Origin of the sequence: Streptomyces sp. NPDC098781 (genome assembly GCF_044759995.1) — a bacterium.
Taxonomy (GTDB): domain Bacteria; phylum Actinomycetota; class Actinomycetes; order Streptomycetales; family Streptomycetaceae; genus Streptomyces.
The window spans coordinates 304896-321990 of record NZ_JBIWAK010000004.1 but is presented as its reverse complement, the minus strand read 5'-3'; the positions used below and the strand labels follow the sequence as shown (position 1 = coordinate 321990).

Genomic DNA, 17095 nt, shown 5'->3' with positions numbered 1-17095 from the left:
GACGCTCAAGACCCTCCGATCTGCGGGGTGGACGGTCGCAGAACACGGCTGTGCCCATCCGGGGGATAACCCCCGGACCCCCAGCCGACGACAAGCACATGCGCGCCGCCAGGCAGAAGGCGCACATAGTTGGCCCTGCCCCAGTGATAGGTCTCGCCGGTGAGCTCGTCGCGCACCGGTACCGACTCGTGCCAGTCCAGGCCGAGTTGCGGCATGTCCAACGAGACCGTGGCCTCCTGGGTGTGGTGAGGGTCGAGGTTGGCGACCACCAGAACCGTGTTCGAGCCCTCCCGCTTCGAGTACGCGATCACCGCTTCCTGGTCCGCGTCGTGGAAGTGGAGGTCGCGGAGCTGCCGCAGGGCCGGATTCTCCCGGCGGATGCTGTTGAGCCGGGTGATCAGCGGGGCGATCGTGTCGGTGGTTTCCCAGTCGCGGGGGCGGATCTGGTACTTCTCCGAGTCGAGGTATTCCTCGCTGCCCTGGCGCAGGGGGGTGTTCTCGCACAGTTCGTAGCCGCTGTAGAGGCCCCAGGTCGGGGAGAGGGTGGCGGCGAGCACGGCGCGGACCTCGAAGGCGGGGCGGCCGCCCTGCTGGAGGTAGGCGTGCAGGATGTCGGGGGTGTTGGCGAAGAAGTTGGGCCGCATGTAGGAGGCGGCCTCGCCGGAGAGTTCGGTGAGGTACTCGGTCAGTTCCTGCTTGGTGTTGCGCCAGGTGAAGTACGTGTAGGACTGCTGGAAGCCGATCTGGGCGAGGGTGTGCATCATGGCCGGGCGGGTGAAGGCCTCGGCCAGGAAGATGACGTCCGGGTCGGTGCGGTTGATGTCGGCGATCACCCGCTGCCAGAAGACGACCGGTTTGGTGTGCGGGTTGTCGACGCGGAAGATCCGCACGCCGTGGGACATCCAGTGCCGCAGGACGCGCAGGGTCTCGGTGATCAGGCCGTCCATGTCGGCGTCGAAGGCGATGGGGTAGATGTCCTGGTACTTCTTCGGCGGGTTCTCGGCGTAGGCGATGGTGCCGTCGGGCCGGTGGTGGAACCACTCGGGGTGTTTGTCGACCCAGGGGTGGTCCGGGGAGCACTGGAGGGCGAAGTCCAGGGCGATCTCCAGGCCCAGCTCGCCCGCCCTGGCGACGAAGCGGTCGAAGTCGTCGAGGGTGCCCAGGTCGGGGTGGACGGCGTCGTGGCCGCCCTCGGGGGAGCCGATGGCCCAGGGCACGCCGACGTCGTCGGGGCCGGCGGAGAGGGTGTTGTTGGGGCCCTTGCGGAAGGTGGTGCCGATCGGGTGGATCGGCGGGAGGTAGACGACGTCGAAGCCCATCGCGGCGATCGCCGGGAGCCGGCGCGCGGCGGTCTCGAAGGTGCCGTGCGGCTGGGCGGCCGTCCCCTCGGAGCGGGGGAAGAACTCGTACCAGGAGCCGTACAGGGCGCGTTCACGCTCCACCAGCAGCGGCAACGGATCCGACGCGGAGACCGGATCGCGCAGCGGATACCGGCCCAATACGGCGTCGACCTTGGGCGTCAGCGCCGCCGCCAACCGCCAGGCGGCCGGGCGGCTTTCGTCCCGCAGCGCCTCCACCGCGGCGGCGATCACCTGCCGCCCCTCGCTCTCGGGTACTCCGGCGGCGGCGCGTTCGTACAGCCGCGCGCCCTCCTCCAGCACCAGGTCGGTGTCCATCCCGGCCGGGATCTTGATCTGGGCGTGGTGCCGCCAGGTGCTGACGGGGTCGCCCCACGCCTCCACCCGGTAGGTCCAGTGACCCGGCGCACCGGCGGTGACGTCGGCGCCCCAGCGGTCGGTGCCGGGGGCGAGTTCACGCATCGGGGTCCAGGGGCCCGGACGGCCGTCCGGGTCGGTCAGTACGACATCGGCGGCCACGGCGTCGTGTCCTTCGCGGAACACGGTCGCCGAGATCTCGAAGGTCTCACCGGTCACCGCCTTCGCGGGCCTGCGCCCGTGCTGGACGATCGGGCGGACGTCGAGAACCGGTATGCGCCCGACACCTCCGGCCGCGTCGGTCGCGGAGGGTCGCTCCGGAGCGGGCGGTCCGTGGTCGGCGGCGGTGGCGCGCGGGGCCGGGGTTGCGTCGGTGCGGGGCGTCGGGGGTGAGGACGACTGGTGGTGCATGGCGGGCATGACCGCTCCTGTCCGCGTCATCTTGGGTGGGCGGATGGCTGTGGGGAGGTTGGTCCTGCGTGGTGCTGGGTCGAACTGCGGCTCCGCCGCGTGGTGTGCGCCCGGGGGCGCACGGGTGGGGTGTACCGGGGAGGAGCCTTCCCACCCTATTCGGGTGGGCAATCCGGCACTTTGTTAACTACTCACGCGTATGTCTACGCACAAGACCGGCCCCGTTCCTCGGGAACGGGGCCGGTGTCCGCAACTGGCCGTGAAGAGGACGCTACGGGCCCGGAACCCGCAAGAGTTTGTCCGGTGAGCCGAGCCCGCGGCCGGAGACCTTTCCGGACCCGGCCTGTGCCACGAGCGCCTTGGACACCTGTGCGGGCGACGCCTTGCGACGGTCGGCCAGATAGAGCGCGGCCACGCCCGCGACGTGCGGTGACGCCATCGACGTACCGGAGTAGGTCGCCTTGCCGGTGTCGCTCGCGTACGACGCCGAGGTGATCCCTACGCCCGGGGCGAACAGGTCCAGCGCCGGGCCGAAGTTGGAGAAGCCGGCCCTCGCGTCCCGCTGGTCGGTGGCGCCGACGGTGATGGCCTCCTTCACCGCCGCGGGGGAGTACAGGCCCGCGGGGAGCCCGTCGTTGCCTGCGGCCACCGTGTAGGTGACTCCGGACGCTATGGAGTTGCGTACGGCGGCGTCCAACTGGGTGTTGCGGTACCCCCCGAGACTGACGTTCGCGACCGCCGGCTTCTTCGCGTGCCGGGTCACCCAGTCGATGCCCGCGATGACGTCTGCGGTGCTGCCGGCGCCGGAGTTGTCGAGCACCCGCACGGCCACGACCTTGGCTTTCTTGGCCACGCCGTACTGCCGGCCCGCGATGGTGGCGGCGACGTGGGTGCCGTGGCCGTTGCCGTCGCTCGCCGTTCTGTCGTCGCCCACGAAGTCCCAGCCGTAGCTCGCCCGGCCGCCGAAGTCCTTGTGCGAGACACGGATGCCGGTGTCGATGACGTACACCGTCACCCCGGCGCCCGCGGACTCGGGCCAGGTGTAGCTCTTGCTCAGTGGAAGATTGGCCTGATCGATGCGGTCCAGGCCCCAGGACGGCGGGTTCTTCTGGGTGTGCTCCAGGGCCACGCGGGTGTCCTGGACGACCGAGGCGACTCTGGGGTCGGCCGCGAGCCGTTTCGCCTGTCTCGCGTCGGCCCGGATGGCGTAGCCGTTGAGAACCGTGCCGTAGGTGTGGCTTATTTTCGCCCCGTACTTCTCGGCCAGGCCTTTTCCGGCCGCCGACGGAGCCTTCGTTCCCCCCTTGAGTGTCACGAGGTAACTGCCGCTGACGGAGCCGGGTTCTCCGGCGCCGAGTATCCGCCCCTCCGGTGCGGCGTGCGCGGGCAAGGTCGTGGCCGAGAGCGCGGCGACGCAGGTCACCGCGGTCAGCCCGGCTGCCCGGCGCAGACGCCGTGTGCGCGTCCGTGCCATGGTGTGAGTTCCCCTCCTCAACTCGGCGCACGGCGGCCGTCGTTCGCCGGGTGCACCCGGCGTGGCCGGTACGCCATCTGTCACCCTCTCGTGACGTGAGAAGTCGCCACAAGAAGGCCTACGGGGGCGGAATCAGCCATATCCGCCATGGGAGATCCGCAAGGGTTGCGGCGTTTTTCGGACGTACGTGCTCCGCTCCTAGCTGCTTGACAGCCAGTCACCGCCAGTGATGACCGAAAAGACGCACTGTGGTTACGAAGCCCCGCATACCGATACCGTCGGGGGCGATGACGGGACCCACACCGGCGTGGGCCCCCTGCCACGCGCTGCCCGAGGTGAACCGTGAAGGCGATCCGTCGATTCACCGTCCGACCTGTCCTCCCCGAACCCCTCCGGCCCCTGAGCGACCTGGCGCGCAACCTGCGCTGGTCGTGGCATACGGAGACCCGTGACCTCTTCCAGTCCGTGGACCCCGAGCGCTGGGCCGCCTCGGGCAACGACCCCGTACGGCTGCTGGGCAGCGTCTCGCCCGGACGGCTCGCGGAGCTGGCCGAGGACCGCCGCTTCCTGCGCCGGCTGACGGCCGTCGCCGGCGACCTCAACGACTACGTCACCGGCGACCGCTGGTACCAGGGCCAGTCGGCCGAGCTCCCGGCCGCCGTCGCCTACTTCTCACCCGAGTTCGGCATCACGGCCGCCCTGCCGCAGTACTCCGGCGGCCTCGGCATCCTGGCCGGCGACCACCTCAAGGCGGCCAGCGACCTCGGCGTACCGCTGATCGGCGTGGGGCTGCTCTACCGCCACGGCTACTTCCGCCAGACCCTGTCCCGGGACGGCTGGCAGCAGGAGCACTACCCGGTCCTGGACCCCAACGAGTTGCCGCTGGCCCTGCTGAAGGAGCCCGATGGCACCCCCGCGCAGGTCTCCCTCGCCCTGCCCAACGGCAAATCGCTGCACGCGCGCGTGTGGCTCGCCCAGGTCGGCCGGGTCCCACTGCTGATGCTGGACTCGGACGTCGAGGAGAACGACCTCGGCGAACGCGGGGTCACCGACCGGCTCTACGGCGGTGGCAGCGAGCACCGGCTGCTCCAGGAGATGCTGCTCGGCATAGGAGGGGTGCGGGCGGTCCGGACGTACTGCCGGCTCACCGGCCACCCGGCCCCCGAGGTCTTCCACACCAACGAGGGCCACGCCGGCTTCCTCGGTCTGGAGCGCATCGCCGAGCTCTGCGAGGAGGTCGGCCTGGACTTCGACGCGGCCCTGGAAGCCGTCCGCGCCGGCACGGTCTTCACCACCCACACACCCGTCCCGGCCGGCATCGACCGCTTCGACCGCGAGCTGGTCGCCCACCACTTCGGTCCCGCCGCGGAACTCCCCGGCATCGACGTCGAACGTGTCCTCCAGCTCGGCATGGAGACCTACCCCGGCGGCGAACCGAACCTCTTCAACATGGCGGTGATGGGCCTGCGCCTCGGCCAGCGCGCCAACGGCGTCTCACTGCTGCACGGGAACGTCAGCCGCGAGATGTTCTCGGGCCTGTGGCCGGGCTTCGACCCCGACGAGGTCCCGATCACCTCGGTGACCAACGGTGTGCACGCCCCGACCTGGGTGGCCCCCGAGGTGTTCCGCCTCGGCGCCCGCCAGATCGGCGCCCAGCGCACCGAGGACGCGATGACCGTCGGCGGCTCGGACCGCTGGGACGCGGTCGGTGAGATCCCGGACCAGGACGTCTGGGAGCTGCGGCGGGCGCTGCGCGAGCAGCTGGTGCTGGAGGTGCGCGAGCGGCTGCGCGCGTCGTGGCGGCAACGCGGCGCCGGGACGGCTGAGCTGGGCTGGATCGACGGGGTCCTGGACCCCGACGTCCTGACGATCGGCTTCGCCCGCCGGGTCCCGTCGTACAAGCGCCTGACGCTGATGCTCCGGGACCGCGACCGCCTGATGGACCTGCTTCTGCACCCGGAGCGGCCCATCCAGATCGTGGTGGCCGGCAAGGCGCACCCGGCGGACGACGGCGGAAAGCGCCTGGTCCAGGAGCTGGTGCGGTTCGCCGACGATCCGCGCGTCCGCCACCGGATCGTCTTCCTGCCCGACTACGGCATGGCGATGGCGCAGAAGCTCTACCCCGGCTGCGACATCTGGCTGAACAACCCGCTCAGGCCGCTGGAGGCGTGCGGCACCTCGGGCATGAAGGCGGCCCTGAACGGCTGCCTCAACCTCTCGGTCCTGGACGGCTGGTGGGACGAGTGGTTCCAGCCCGACTTCGGCTGGGCGATCCCGACCGCCGACGGCACCGGCACGGACCCGGACCGCAGGGACGACATAGAGGCGGCGGCGCTGTACGACCTGCTGGAGCAGCGGGTGGCCCCTCGCTTCTACGAGCGCGGCCAGGCCGGCCTGCCGGACCGCTGGATCGAGATGGTCCGCCAGACCCTGACCCTGCTGGGCCCGAAGGTGCTGGCGGGCAGGATGGTCCGCGAGTACGTGGAGCGCCTCTACACCCCGGCCGCGCACGCCCACCGCGCGATGACGCCGGACGCGGCGCGCGAACTGGCTCTCTGGAAGTCCCGGGTCCGCTCGGCGTGGCACGACGTGAGCGTCGACCACGTGGAGACGTCGGTGGCGACGGCCACGGCGGAGCTGGGCACCACCCTCACCCTGCACGTCCGCGTCGGCCTCGGCGAGCTGGTCCCGGACGACGTGGAGGTCCAGGCCGTGTCGGGCCGCGTCGACCCGGAGGACCGCATCGCGGACGCGTCGACGGTCCCGCTGAAGCCGACGGGAGGCCCGGACACGGAGGGCCGCTGGACGTACGAGGGCCCCCTGTCCCTGGACCGGACGGGTCCGTACGGCTACACGGTCCGGATCCTGCCGGCGCACCGACTGCTCGCGTCGAGCGCGGAGCTGGGGCTGGTGGCGGTGCCTTCGGAGGACTTGGGGGAGGGGGCCGGGCTGTTGATGCGGTAGGGGGAACGCCGCGGGGCTCGGGGTGCTTCAAGGAGGAAGCCGCCGTTCAGTACTCCTCCTTGAACTCCCGCTCGCAGATCTGCCGCAGCACCGTCCCGCACCGCCGCGCGTAGGCGTGCTGCAAGCCCCGCGTGGCCGCCCCGCCCGCTCGGGAGTACCACTTGGCCGCGCGGCTGAAGGCGCGGACCGTGAGCCAGACCGTGCCGTCGCCGGTGCGTTCGACCAGGAAGGCCTCCTCGCCGCACTCGGGGTGCCCGGGGAGGGTGCCGTAGGCCCAGCCGATGCGGCGGTACTCGTCGACCGTCCAGACGATCCGGCAGGGTGCCTTGATGACGCCCGCCAGGGTGACGGTGACGTCCACGTCGGGGGCCGCGCGGTCGGCCGACACTTCGATGCCGACGCCCATCGCGCGGTGCATCTCCCAGGTCATGACCGCCTCGGCGGCCCGGCGGAAGACGTCCTCGCCCTCGCCGATACGGGTGCGTACGTGCATGGGGTGGAAGCCGGGCGGGCAGAAGCCGTTCTCCCGGGTCGCGCCGACGTCGTCGTACGTGAAGGACATGGGTCCCAAGAGTAGGGCGGCACCCGGGGCCGCCTTCGTCCCGGGTGCCGCCCTGGCGCTACGTTCGCGTCAGCTGACGTTGATGGCCGACCACGCGGCCGCCACCGTCTTGTACTCGGTGCTGGTGGAGCCGTACAGGGCGGACGCCGCGCTCAGGGTCGCCGTGCGGGCGGCCTTGTACTTCGTCGTCGACGTCATGTACTCGGTCAGCGCCTTGTACCAGATCGCGGCGGCCTTGGCGCGGCCGATCCCGGTGACCGTCGAGCCGTTGGACGTCGGGGAGTTGTAGCTCACCCCGTTGATCGTCTTCGCTCCGCTGCCCTCCGACAGGAGGTAGAAGAAGTGGTTGGCCGGGCCCGAGGAGTAGTGGACGTCCAGGCCGCCCAGCGAGGACGACCAGCTGTCCTTGGACGCGCCGTCCTTGCTCGGCTTGTCCATGTAGCGCAGCGGGGTGCCGTCGCCGTTGATGTCGATCTCCTCCCCGATGAGGTAGTCACCGACGTCGGAGGAGTTGTTGGCGAAGAACTCCACCGACGTGCCGAAGATGTCGGAGGTGGCCTCGTTCAGGCCGCCGGACTCACCGGTGTAGTTCAGGCCCGCGGTGTTGGAGGTGACGCCGTGGGTCATCTCGTGGCCGGCCACGTCCAGCGAGGTCAGCGGGTTGGTGTTGCCCTCGCCGTCGCCGTACGTCATGCAGAAGCAGCTGTCGTCCCAGAACGCGTTGACGTACGCGTTGCCGTAGTGGACCCGCGAGTAGGCGGCCTTGCCGTCGTTCTTGATGCCGCTGCGGCCGAAGGTCTCCTTGTAGAAGTCCCAGGTCTCCTGCGCGCCGTAGGCCGCGTCGACGGCGGCGGTCTGGTCGGCGGAGGAGCTGGAGGCCGTGCCGGTGCCCCAGGTGTCGTCCGCGTCCGTGAACAGCGTTCCGGTGCCGGAGGTACCGCGGGCCAGGTTGTACGTCTTGTGGCCGCCGCGAGTGGTGTCGTAGAGCTGGTACGTCGAACCCGACTTGGTGGTCCCGAGGGTGACCGTGCCCGAGTACAGGCTCTTGCCGGTGCCGGTCTCGATGCCCTGGTACTCGTACAGCTTCTTGCCGGTGGCGGCGTCGGTGATGACGTGCAACTCGTTCGGGGTGCCGTCGTCCTGGAGGCCGCCGACGACCGTCTCGTAGGCGAGGGTCGGCTTGCCGTTCGCCGCCCAGATCACCTTGCGGGGCGCCTTGTCCGCCTCGGTCTTCTCCGAGCCGGCCGCCTCGGCACGCGAGACCGCCTGGCTCTCGGCCTTGGCCGCGGTGATGGCCGGCTTCAGCGAGGCGACCTTGATGGTGGCCGACGTCGCCTTCGTCACGCCCTTTCTCGCGCCGCTCGCCGACTCGTGGACGACCAGGTCGCCGCCGAGGACCGGCAGGCCCGCGTAGGTGCGCTCGTAGCGGGTGTGGACGCTGCCGTCGGCGTCCTTGACGACGTCCTTGACGACCAGCTTCTCCTGGGCGCCGAGGCCTATCCCGTCGGCGGTCTCGGCGGCCTTCGCCTGCTGGTCCTTGATCAGGGTGGTGCGGGCCGCGGGGGCGAGCGCGACCGGTACGGCGAGCGGGGCGGCCTTGGTGCCGGCGTCCGCGGGGGCCGCGGCGGCCGAACCACCGGTGGTCAGGGCGGTGGTGAGGAGGGCCCCGGCGGCCACGGCGGTGGCGATGGCCAGGGTGGTGCGCTTGCGACGCGCGTAGAGGGGGGTCACACGAGCTCCTTTTGTGGGGGAGGTGCATCGGTGCTGTGCGGCGGGTGAGGGAAGAGTGACATCCCAGGCGCGTACATGTCAGGACTGCGCAAGTGATGTTGGCCAAGATTTGACCGTCGGGTGAACGTTGCGGAAATGTGAACGGGCGCCGTCCCGGCGGGAGTTGAACCCACCGAGACGACGCCCTGTCAGAGACGGACCGTCAACGGGCCTTCAACGGGCCTACGGGAAGGTGAGCTTCCAGCTGTTGATGTAGCCCGTGTCGATGGCCGCGTTGTCCTGGACCCGGAGCGTCCAGACGCCGTTGGCGACCTCGGAGGAGGCGTTCACCGTGTAGGTGGTGTTGAGGTTGTCCGAGCTGCCGCCGGTGCCGTACCCCTTCAGCGTGTACACCGTGCCGTCGGGGGCGAGCAGGTCCACCTTGAGGTCACCGACGTACGTGTGGACGATGTCCACGGCGACCTGGAGGTTGGCCGGCGCGTTGCCGGTCCGTCCGGAGACGGTGATCGGCGAGGTGACCGCCGCGCCCCGGTCCGGGATCGCCACGTCGGCGGTGTTCTCGAAGGAGGTGCCGCCACCGCCGCCGGGACGCGAGCCCACCGCGATGCCGGCCCAGGCGTGCTGTACCGCCGCGTACTCGGCGCTGGTGGTGCCGTACAGCTCACCGGCCGCCGCGAGGGTGCCGGTGCGGGCGCCCGCGTAGTTGGTGTTGGAGGTGAACTTGGTGGTCAGCGCGCGGAACCAGATCTTCTCCGCCTTGTCACGACCGATGCCGGTGACCGGAAGGCCGTCCGAGGTGGGCGAGTCGTACGTGACACCGTTGATGGTCTTGGTGCCGCTGCCCTCGCTCAGCAGGTAGAAGAAGTGGTTCGCCGGGCCCGACGAGTAGTGCACGTCGATCGAGCCGATGCCCGAGTACCAGGCGTCCTTGGACGCGCCGTCCTTGCTCGGCTTGTCCATGTAGCGCAGCGGGGTGCCGTCGCCGTTGATGTCGATCTTCTCGCCGACGAGGTAGTCACCGACGTCGTTGGAGTTGTTCGCGTAGAACTCGACCGTCGCGGCGAAGATGTCGGAGGTGGCCTCGTTCAGACCGCCGGACTCGCCGCTGTAGATGAGGCCCGCGGTGTTGGAGGTGACGCCGTGCGTCATCTCGTGCGCGGCCACGTCGATGGACGTCAGCGGGTGGGTGTTGCCCGACCCGTCGCCGTACGTCATGCAGAAGCAGCTGTCGGACCAGAACGCGTTGACGTAGTTGTTGCCGTAGTGGACCCGGGAGTAGGCGCCGACGCCGTCGCCCCGGATGCCGCTGCGCCCGTGCACGTTCTTGTAGTAGTCCCACGTCAGCGCGGCACCGTAGTGCGCGTCGGCGCCCGCGGTCTCCAGGTTGGACGGGTTGCCGTTGCCCCACACGTCGTCGGGACCGGAGAAGAGCGTGCCGGTGCCCGAGGTGCCGCGGTTGAGGTTGTACGTCTTGTGGCCGCCGCGCGCGCCGTCGGTCAGGTTGTACGTCGACCCGGACTGCGTGGTGCCGAGGGTGACAGAGCCGCTGTACATCGTGTTGCCGGTGCCGTTCTCGATGGCCTGGTACTCGTACAGCTTGGCCCCGGTGGCGGCGTCGGTGATGACGTGCAGCTCGTTCGGGGTGCCGTCGTGCTGGAGGCCGCCGACGACCGTCTCGTAGGCGAGGGTCGGCTTGCCGTTCGCCGCCCAGATCACCTTGCGGGGCGCCTTGTTGACGTCCGGGCTCTTGGCGTCCTCGGCCTTCGCGGCGGCCAGCGCCTGCTTCTGGGCCTTGGCCGCGGGGACGGCGGCGGTCGTGGTCGCCGGCTTGATGGCGGCGCGGGTCGCCTTCACGACGTCCTTGGTGGCGCCGGCCTTCGTGGTCTCGACGACCAGGTCGCCACCGAGGACGGGCAGACCGTCGTAGGTCCGCTCGTAGCGGGTGTGGACCGTGCCGTCGGCGTCCTTGACGACGTCACGGACGACCAGCCGCTCCTTGGCGCCCAGGCCCAGGTCCTTGGCGGTGTCCGCCTTGCCGGCGTCGGCCTCGCGGATCAGCTCGGCGCGCTGGGCCGGGGAGAGCTTGACGGACTCGGCGCCCGGTATGACCTTGCCCGCGGCCGACGGTGCCTTCTCCGGGGCTGCGGTGGCGGCGCCCGACTGGACGGCCGCGGCGATCAGGGCGGAGACGCCGACGAGGGCGACGGCGGCGGCCCGACGGGACGCCGTGTGGGGGGTGCGTCTGTGGGAGGAACTGTCTCTCAACACTGACTCCTTCTGCGCGGCCGCGGATCACGCGGCCAGGGGAGACCGGTCGGCGGGTGGGCCGTCCGGGCAGAGCGAAGTGGTACGCAGAACGACGTGCGCGTGCGGGAACTGGACGTGCGCGTGCGAGAGTTCAGCCGCGGGCACCGCCGTGTGACGGTGCTGTGGGGTTGCTGTGTCGCGGCCGTGGGAAGAGTGGCAGGTGACTGCGGTTTCTGTCAGGACCGCGTCAGGAAGTTGGCCGGAAATCGTTCGTTGTCCGGGAGTTCACGTTCGATAAACGGACCGGACGGCTTAGGAGTCGATCCGGGCCAGATCCCGCAGCCACGCGGCGGCGTTCCCGTCGGACGGCGCGCGCCAGTCGCCGCGCGGCGAGAGCGAACCGCCCGCCGAGACCTTCGGGCCGTTCGGCATCGCCGAGCGCTTGAACTGTGCGAACGCGAAGAAGCGACGGCAGAAGACCTCCAGCCAGTGCCGGATCTCGGCCAGGTCGTACGCCACCTGCTTCGCCTCGGGGAAGCCGGGCGGCCAGGCACCGGCCTGCGCGTCCTGCCAGGCGTGCCACGCCAGGAAGGCGATCTTCGACGGGCGGAATCCGTACCGCAGCACCTGGAACAGCGTGAAGTCGTGCAGCGCGTACGGCCCGATCTTCGACTCGGTCGACTGCATCTCCTCGCCGGGCACCAGCTCCGGACTGATCTCCGTGTCGAGGATCGCGGACAGGGTGCGGCCGGTCTCGTCGTCGAACTGCCCGCTGCCGATGACCCAGCGGATCAGATGCTGGATCAGCGTCTTCGGCACACCGGAGTTGACGTTGTAGTGGCTCATCTGGTCGCCCACGCCGTACGTGGACCAGCCCAGCGCCAGCTCCGACAGATCGCCGGTGCCCAGCACGATGCCGCCGCGCTGGTTGGCCAGGCGGAACAGGTAGTCGGTGCGCAGACCGGCCTGCACGTTCTCGAAGGTGACGTCGTACACCGGCTCGCCGGACGCGAACGGGTGGCCCATCTCCTTCAGCATCAGCCGCGCGGTCGGCGTGATGTCCAGCTCGGCCGCGGTGACGCCGAGCGAGTTCATCAGCTTGTGGGCGTTGTCCTTGGTGTGGTCGCTGGTGGCGAAGCCGGGCAGGGTGAAGGCCAGGATGTCGCTGCGCGGGCGCCCGGCGCGGTCCATCGCCCGGGCGGCGACGATCAGCGCGTGCGTGGAGTCCAGACCGCCGGACACCCCGATGACGACCTTCGGGCCGCCGATCGCGCCCAGCCGCTGCTGGAGGCCCGCGACCTGGATGTTGTACGCCTCGTAGCAGTCCTGGGCCAGCCGGTCGGCGTCGGCGGGCACGAACGGGAAGCGCTCCACCCGGCGCCTGAGCCCCAGGTCGGCCGTCGGCGGGTCGAGCCGGAAGTCGATCCTGCGGAAGTCACCGGTCCGCCCGGCGTGCGCGCGCCGGTTGTCGTCGAACGTGCCCATCCGGTGCCGCTCCTGCCGCAGCAGGTCCAGGTCCACGTCGGCCACCGCGTACTGGTCGTCCAGCGGGAAGCGGTCCGTCTCCGCGAGCAGGGCGCCGTTCTCGTAGATCATGGTCTGCCCGTCCCAGGACAGGTCCGTGGTCGACTCGCCCAGACCGGCCGCCGAGTACACGTACGCCGCCAGGCAGCGCGCGGACGCCGCCCGGCACAGCAGCCGGCGGTCGTCGGCCCGGCCGACCGTGATCGGGCTGCCCGAGAGGTTGGCGAGCACGGTCGCGCCGGCCAGCGCCGCCTCCGCGCTCGGCGGCACCGGCACCCACATGTCCTCGCAGATCTCGGCGTGCAGCACCAGACCGGGGACGTCCCGCGCCTCGAAGAGCAGGTCGATCCCGAACGGGACCTCCTCGCCGCCGATCCGGATCGTCCCGCCGCGCTCGTCCTCGCCGGACGCGATCTGCCGCTGCTCGTAGAACTCGCGGTAGTTCGGCGGGTACGACTTGGGCGCCACGCCGAGGATCCGGCCGCGGTGCACGATCACCGCGCAGTTGTAGATCCGGTGGCGATGCCGCAGCGGGGCGCCGACGACCAGCACCGGAAGCAGCTCGGCGGACCCGGCCACCACTGCGCCGAGCGCCTCCTCCACCTCGTCCAGCACCGCGTCCTGGAGTAGCAGGTCCTCGATCGAGTAGCCGGTCAGGCCCAGCTCGGGGAAGACGGCGACCGCGACGCCCTCCTGCGCGCACGCCCGCGCCTGCCGCAGGACCGCCTCCGCGTTGGCGCGCGGGTCGGCGATGACGGTGTGGCCCGTACAGGCGGCGACCCGTGCGAAGCCGTGCTCGTAGATCGACCAGAAGTTCAACGGGACTTCCCCAGGAGAGCCGGACAGTGCTGGCATCGAGCATAGATCGCCTGATCAGGCCCGCGCCGCTCCGGGCGGGGCGGGCCGCTCCCCGTGCCAGGACCGCCACAGCGCGGCGTACGCCCCGTCCGCCGCGACCAGCTCGTCATGGGTGCCCAGCTCGGTGACGCGGCCGTTCTCCATCACCGCGACCCGGTCCGCGTCGTGCGCGGTGTGCAGGCGGTGCGCGATGGCGATGACCGTACGGCCTTCCAGTACGGCGGCGAGGGCATGCTCGGTGTGCCGGGCCGTCGTCGGGTCGAGCAGGGCCGTCGCCTCGTCGAGGATCAGGGTGTGCGGGTCGGCCAGCACCACGCGAGCGAGGGCCAGCTGCTGGGCCTGCGAGCCGTCCGTACGGCGGCCCCCGTCGCCCAGCGCCGTGTCGAGTCCGTCGGGCAGGCGCCGCACCCAGGTGTCCGCGCCGACCGCGGTGAGCGCGGCCCACAGCTCCTCGTCCGTGGCGGACGGCTCGGCGATACGGAGGTTGTCGCGGACCGTGCCGAGGAAGACATGGTGCTCCTGGGTGACCAGCACGACCTGGCGGCGCAACTGCTCCGGGCCGAGCGCGACGACCGGCACATCGCCGACCGTGACCGAGCCGGCGGTCGGCGCGTCCACGCCCGCGAGCAGTCTGCTCAGGGTCGTCTTGCCGGCGCCGGAGGGGCCGACCACCGCGAGGCGCTCGCCCGGCCGGACGGTCAGGTCGACGCCGCCGAGGACCTCGCCGCCCCGGTCGTAGGAGTAGCGCACGCCGGTCACCTCGATCCGGTCGTCGGCGGGCGCCGGCGCGTCGGTCGCCGTGGCCCGCGGGGAGCGCGCCAGGCCCTCCACACGGGCGAACGAGGCGCCGCTGCTCTGGAGTTGCTCGACCCGCATCAGGATCTCGTCCAGCGGCTCGGACAGCCGTTGCAGATACAGGGCCGCCGCCACGACCGAACCCAGGCTCAGCGCGCCCCGCTCCAGCAGGAAACCGCCGAGCAGCAGGACCGTGGCGACGGGGACGATGTACGACACGTCGACCGCCGGGAAGAAGACACTGCGCAGGAACAGCGTGCGGAAGCGCGTGCGGCGGGAGGTCTCCAGGGCGTCGCGGCTGGCCGCGACCCGCCGCGCCTCCAGACGCAGCGCCTCCACCGTGCGGGCGCCGGTCGCGGTCGCCGCGAGGATCTCCGCGACCTCCGAAGTGGCGGCGCCCTCGGCGAGATAGCTGTCCCGTGCCCGGCGCAGATACCAGCGCAGGGCCCACCAGATGCCGCCGAAGCCGAGCACGGCGCAGATCCCGAGGAGGGGGTCCAGGGCGATCACGGCGCCGAGCAGGAACAGCGCCTGCACGGAGCTGATCAGCAGTTCGGGGCCGGCGTCGCGCAGGGTGGTGCCGACCAGGGCGACATCGGCGGTGCCGCGTGCCGTGAGGTCACCGGCGCCGGCTCGCTCCACGACGTTCGCGGGGAGGGCGAGGGCGCGGTCCACGAACTCCTCGCGGACCCGGGCGAGGGTGCGTTCGCCGAACCGGTGGCCGACGTAGCGGGCCCAGCGGGCCAGCAGCAGCTGCGCTGCCGCCGCGACCAGGATGGCCAGGGCCAGCTTGTCGACCGTCGCGACGCCGTGGCCGGCGCGGACCTCGTCGATGATGCGGCCCACCAGCCAGGGGCTCGCCAGGCCGGCGACCGCCGCGAGGGAGTTCAGGGCGAGGACGGTGGTGAACGCCTTGGCGTCGGCTCGGACGAGGCGGGTGGTGGCTCGGCGTACGTCCTCGGGCGCGGCGACGGGGAGGGTGGCGCGGGGGAGCGCTCGGGGCTTCACGTCTCGTGCCGGGTGCGGGTTCCGGGTGGCTCGTCGCGCGGTTCCCCGCTTCCCCGAGCGGCGCTGTTCGTCCGTCACCTGGCAAGCTCCTCGGCGTCCTCGTCCCGCGCCACCAGGGCCCGGTAGCCCGGCTCTGCGTCCAGCAGCTCCCGGTGGGTGCCCGTGGCCGCCACCTTGCCGTCGACCAGGTAGTGCACGACGTCCGCGCGGTCCAGGACCAGCGGGGACGTCGAAGTCACCACGGTCGTACGGCCCTGCCGTGCGGTGCGCAGGCGTTGCGCGACCCGCGCCTCGGTGTGGGCGTCCAGGGCCGACGTCGGCTCGATGGCCAGCAGGACCTCCGGATCCGCCAGTAACGCGCGCACCAGGCGGACGCGTTGGCGTTGGCCGCCGGAGAGGTTGCGGCCCTGGGCGTCGATCGGGGTGTCCAGGCCGTCGGGCAGGCCACGCACGATGTCCTCGGCGACGGCGGCGTGCAGCGCCCGCGCGATCGCCTGATCGTCCCGGTCCGTGTGCCCGGCGACCAGCTCGCGCAGGGTGCCCGCGAACAGGTCCGCCTCGGGGTCCGCGACCAGGACGCGCTGTCTGATCTGCGGTGACGCGATCTCGGTGAGGGGGACATCGCCCCAGGTCGCCGCCGACGGGACATAGCGGCCGAGGCGGTCCACGACGGCCGCCGCGTCCGCCGGCAGCGCGCCGGCCAGCGCCGTCAGCCGGCCCGGCGACACCCGCACCCCCGACTCGGGGTCGTACAGCGCCGCCGGCTCCGCGGGGGCGTCACGCCGGCCGGTGTCGGTCATGGGCTCCAGCCGCAGGAACCGTACGACCCGACGGGCCGCCACCACACCGCGGGCCACCTGGTAGACCATCTCCACGACGAACGCCACCGGGCGGACCAGAACCGCCACATAGCCGTAGACCGAGACCAACTCGCCCACGGTGATGGACCCCTGGGCGGCCATGCGGGCCGCCAGCCAGGTCACCACGGCCAGGAACAGCGTCGGCAGTCCGAGCCCCAGCGCCTGCACCCAGCTGGTCACCGACCCGACCCGGTACCCCTGCGCGCGCAGCCGCTGGGAGTCGCGGTGGAAGGCGTCGGCCACCAGGTCCTTGCCACCGAGGCCGTTGAGGACGCGCAGTCCGCCCGCGAGGTCGGCGATGCGGGCGGTCAGGACGCCCTGCCGCTCCCGGTACTCCGTCTCGGTGCCCTGGAGCCGGCCGAGCAGCGGGCCGACCAGTACGGCGATCGCCGGCATCCCGAGCAGCACGACCACCGCGATCGGAACGGACACGGACACCAGCAGCACGGCCACCACCAGATAGGCGACGACCGCGCCGAAACCGGGTCCGATGACCGTCAGGGAGTTGCTGATCGTCTGGACGTCGCCCACGCCGATCGTGACGACCTCCCCCGCGCCGACCCGGCGCGGCAGCGCGGCGCCCAGCCGGACCGACTGGCCGACCAGGACCTTGGTCGTGCGGAACATCGCGTCCATCCGGACCCGGGTCATCGTGCGGTGCCGCATGATGCTCAGCCAGGCGTTGAACACATGCACCCCGGCCAGCACACCGGTCCACGCCGCCAGCGCCGCCTGGTCACCGGCTGCCAGCCCCTCGTCCACGGCCCGCGAGAGCAGATACGGCGCCGCCGCCAGCAGCACCATCCACACGGCGGAGATGAGCGCGCCGAGCACGGACCGCCCGGCCTGCTGGGTGACCAGCCACCACAAGTAGCGTGCCCCACCGCGACGATCGGGCTCGCCGGGATCCTCGTACGCGTCGATCATCGTTCCCCGTTCCCCCGTC

9 protein-coding genes are annotated in these 17095 nt (G+C 71.4%); 1 reads left to right on the top strand and 8 read right to left on the bottom strand.

Annotated features, from left to right (window positions below; all coding sequences use genetic code 11):
• Window positions 1-5 precede the first annotated feature (5 nt).
• Together ACIQWG_RS18335 and ACIQWG_RS18330 are read right to left on the bottom strand one after the other, a co-directional pair.
• Complete coding sequence (locus ACIQWG_RS18335) at window positions 6-2135, bottom strand: alpha-1,4-glucan--maltose-1-phosphate maltosyltransferase (protein ID WP_404096504.1); 2130 nt, start codon at window positions 2133-2135, stop codon at window positions 6-8.
• A 262-nt stretch (window positions 2136-2397) separates the two neighbouring features.
• Window positions 2398-3600 (bottom strand): S8 family peptidase, encoded by a 1203-nt coding sequence (locus ACIQWG_RS18330; protein ID WP_404096502.1) that lies wholly within the window; start codon window positions 3598-3600, stop codon window positions 2398-2400.
• A 342-nt stretch (window positions 3601-3942) separates the two neighbouring features.
• On the opposite strand from ACIQWG_RS18330, the gene ACIQWG_RS18325 reads away from it, so the two are divergent.
• Window positions 3943-6564 (top strand): glycosyltransferase family 1 protein, encoded by a 2622-nt coding sequence (locus ACIQWG_RS18325; protein WP_404096500.1) that lies wholly within the window; start codon window positions 3943-3945, stop codon window positions 6562-6564.
• Window positions 6565-6610: 46 nt separating this feature from the next.
• On the opposite strand, the gene ACIQWG_RS18320 is transcribed toward ACIQWG_RS18325, so the two are convergent.
• The 6 genes from ACIQWG_RS18320 to ACIQWG_RS18295 form a co-directional block, all read right to left on the bottom strand.
• A complete protein-coding gene (locus ACIQWG_RS18320) occupies window positions 6611-7126 on the bottom strand; it encodes a DUF1990 domain-containing protein (protein ID WP_404096498.1) in 516 nt (171 codons plus the stop codon).
• Between the two features lie 69 nt (window positions 7127-7195).
• The gene (locus ACIQWG_RS18315; protein WP_404096495.1) at window positions 7196-8857 is read right to left on the bottom strand and encodes a M4 family metallopeptidase; all 1662 of its coding nucleotides are present in this window, start codon (window positions 8855-8857) and stop codon (window positions 7196-7198) included.
• A gap of 222 nt (window positions 8858-9079) precedes the next feature.
• Window positions 9080-11122 (bottom strand): M4 family metallopeptidase, encoded by a 2043-nt coding sequence (locus ACIQWG_RS18310; protein WP_404096493.1) that lies wholly within the window; start codon window positions 11120-11122, stop codon window positions 9080-9082.
• A gap of 294 nt (window positions 11123-11416) precedes the next feature.
• Window positions 11417-13447 (bottom strand): NAD(+) synthase, encoded by a 2031-nt coding sequence (locus ACIQWG_RS18305; protein ID WP_404096490.1) that lies wholly within the window; start codon window positions 13445-13447, stop codon window positions 11417-11419.
• A gap of 54 nt (window positions 13448-13501) precedes the next feature.
• The gene (locus ACIQWG_RS18300) at window positions 13502-15289 is read right to left on the bottom strand and encodes an ABC transporter ATP-binding protein (RefSeq protein ID WP_404097706.1); all 1788 of its coding nucleotides are present in this window, start codon (window positions 15287-15289) and stop codon (window positions 13502-13504) included.
• A gap of 74 nt (window positions 15290-15363) precedes the next feature.
• Window positions 15364-17076: an ABC transporter transmembrane domain-containing protein gene (locus tag ACIQWG_RS18295; RefSeq protein WP_404096488.1), complete on the bottom strand. Its 1713-nt coding sequence runs from the start codon at window positions 17074-17076 to the stop codon at window positions 15364-15366.
• Window positions 17077-17095 lie beyond the last annotated feature (19 nt).

Coding starts and splice junctions, on each gene's coding strand:
- ACIQWG_RS18320 (WP_404096498.1), bottom strand. CDS start 7,126: ATGTCCTTCACGTACGACGACGTCGGCGCGACCCGGGAGAACGGCTTC.
- ACIQWG_RS18295 (WP_404096488.1), bottom strand. CDS start 17,076: ATGATCGACGCGTACGAGGATCCCGGCGAGCCCGATCGTCGCGGTGGG.
- ACIQWG_RS18335 (WP_404096504.1), bottom strand. CDS start 2,135: ATGCCCGCCATGCACCACCAGTCGTCCTCACCCCCGACGCCCCGCACC.
- ACIQWG_RS18330 (WP_404096502.1), bottom strand. CDS start 3,600: ATGGCACGGACGCGCACACGGCGTCTGCGCCGGGCAGCCGGGCTGACC.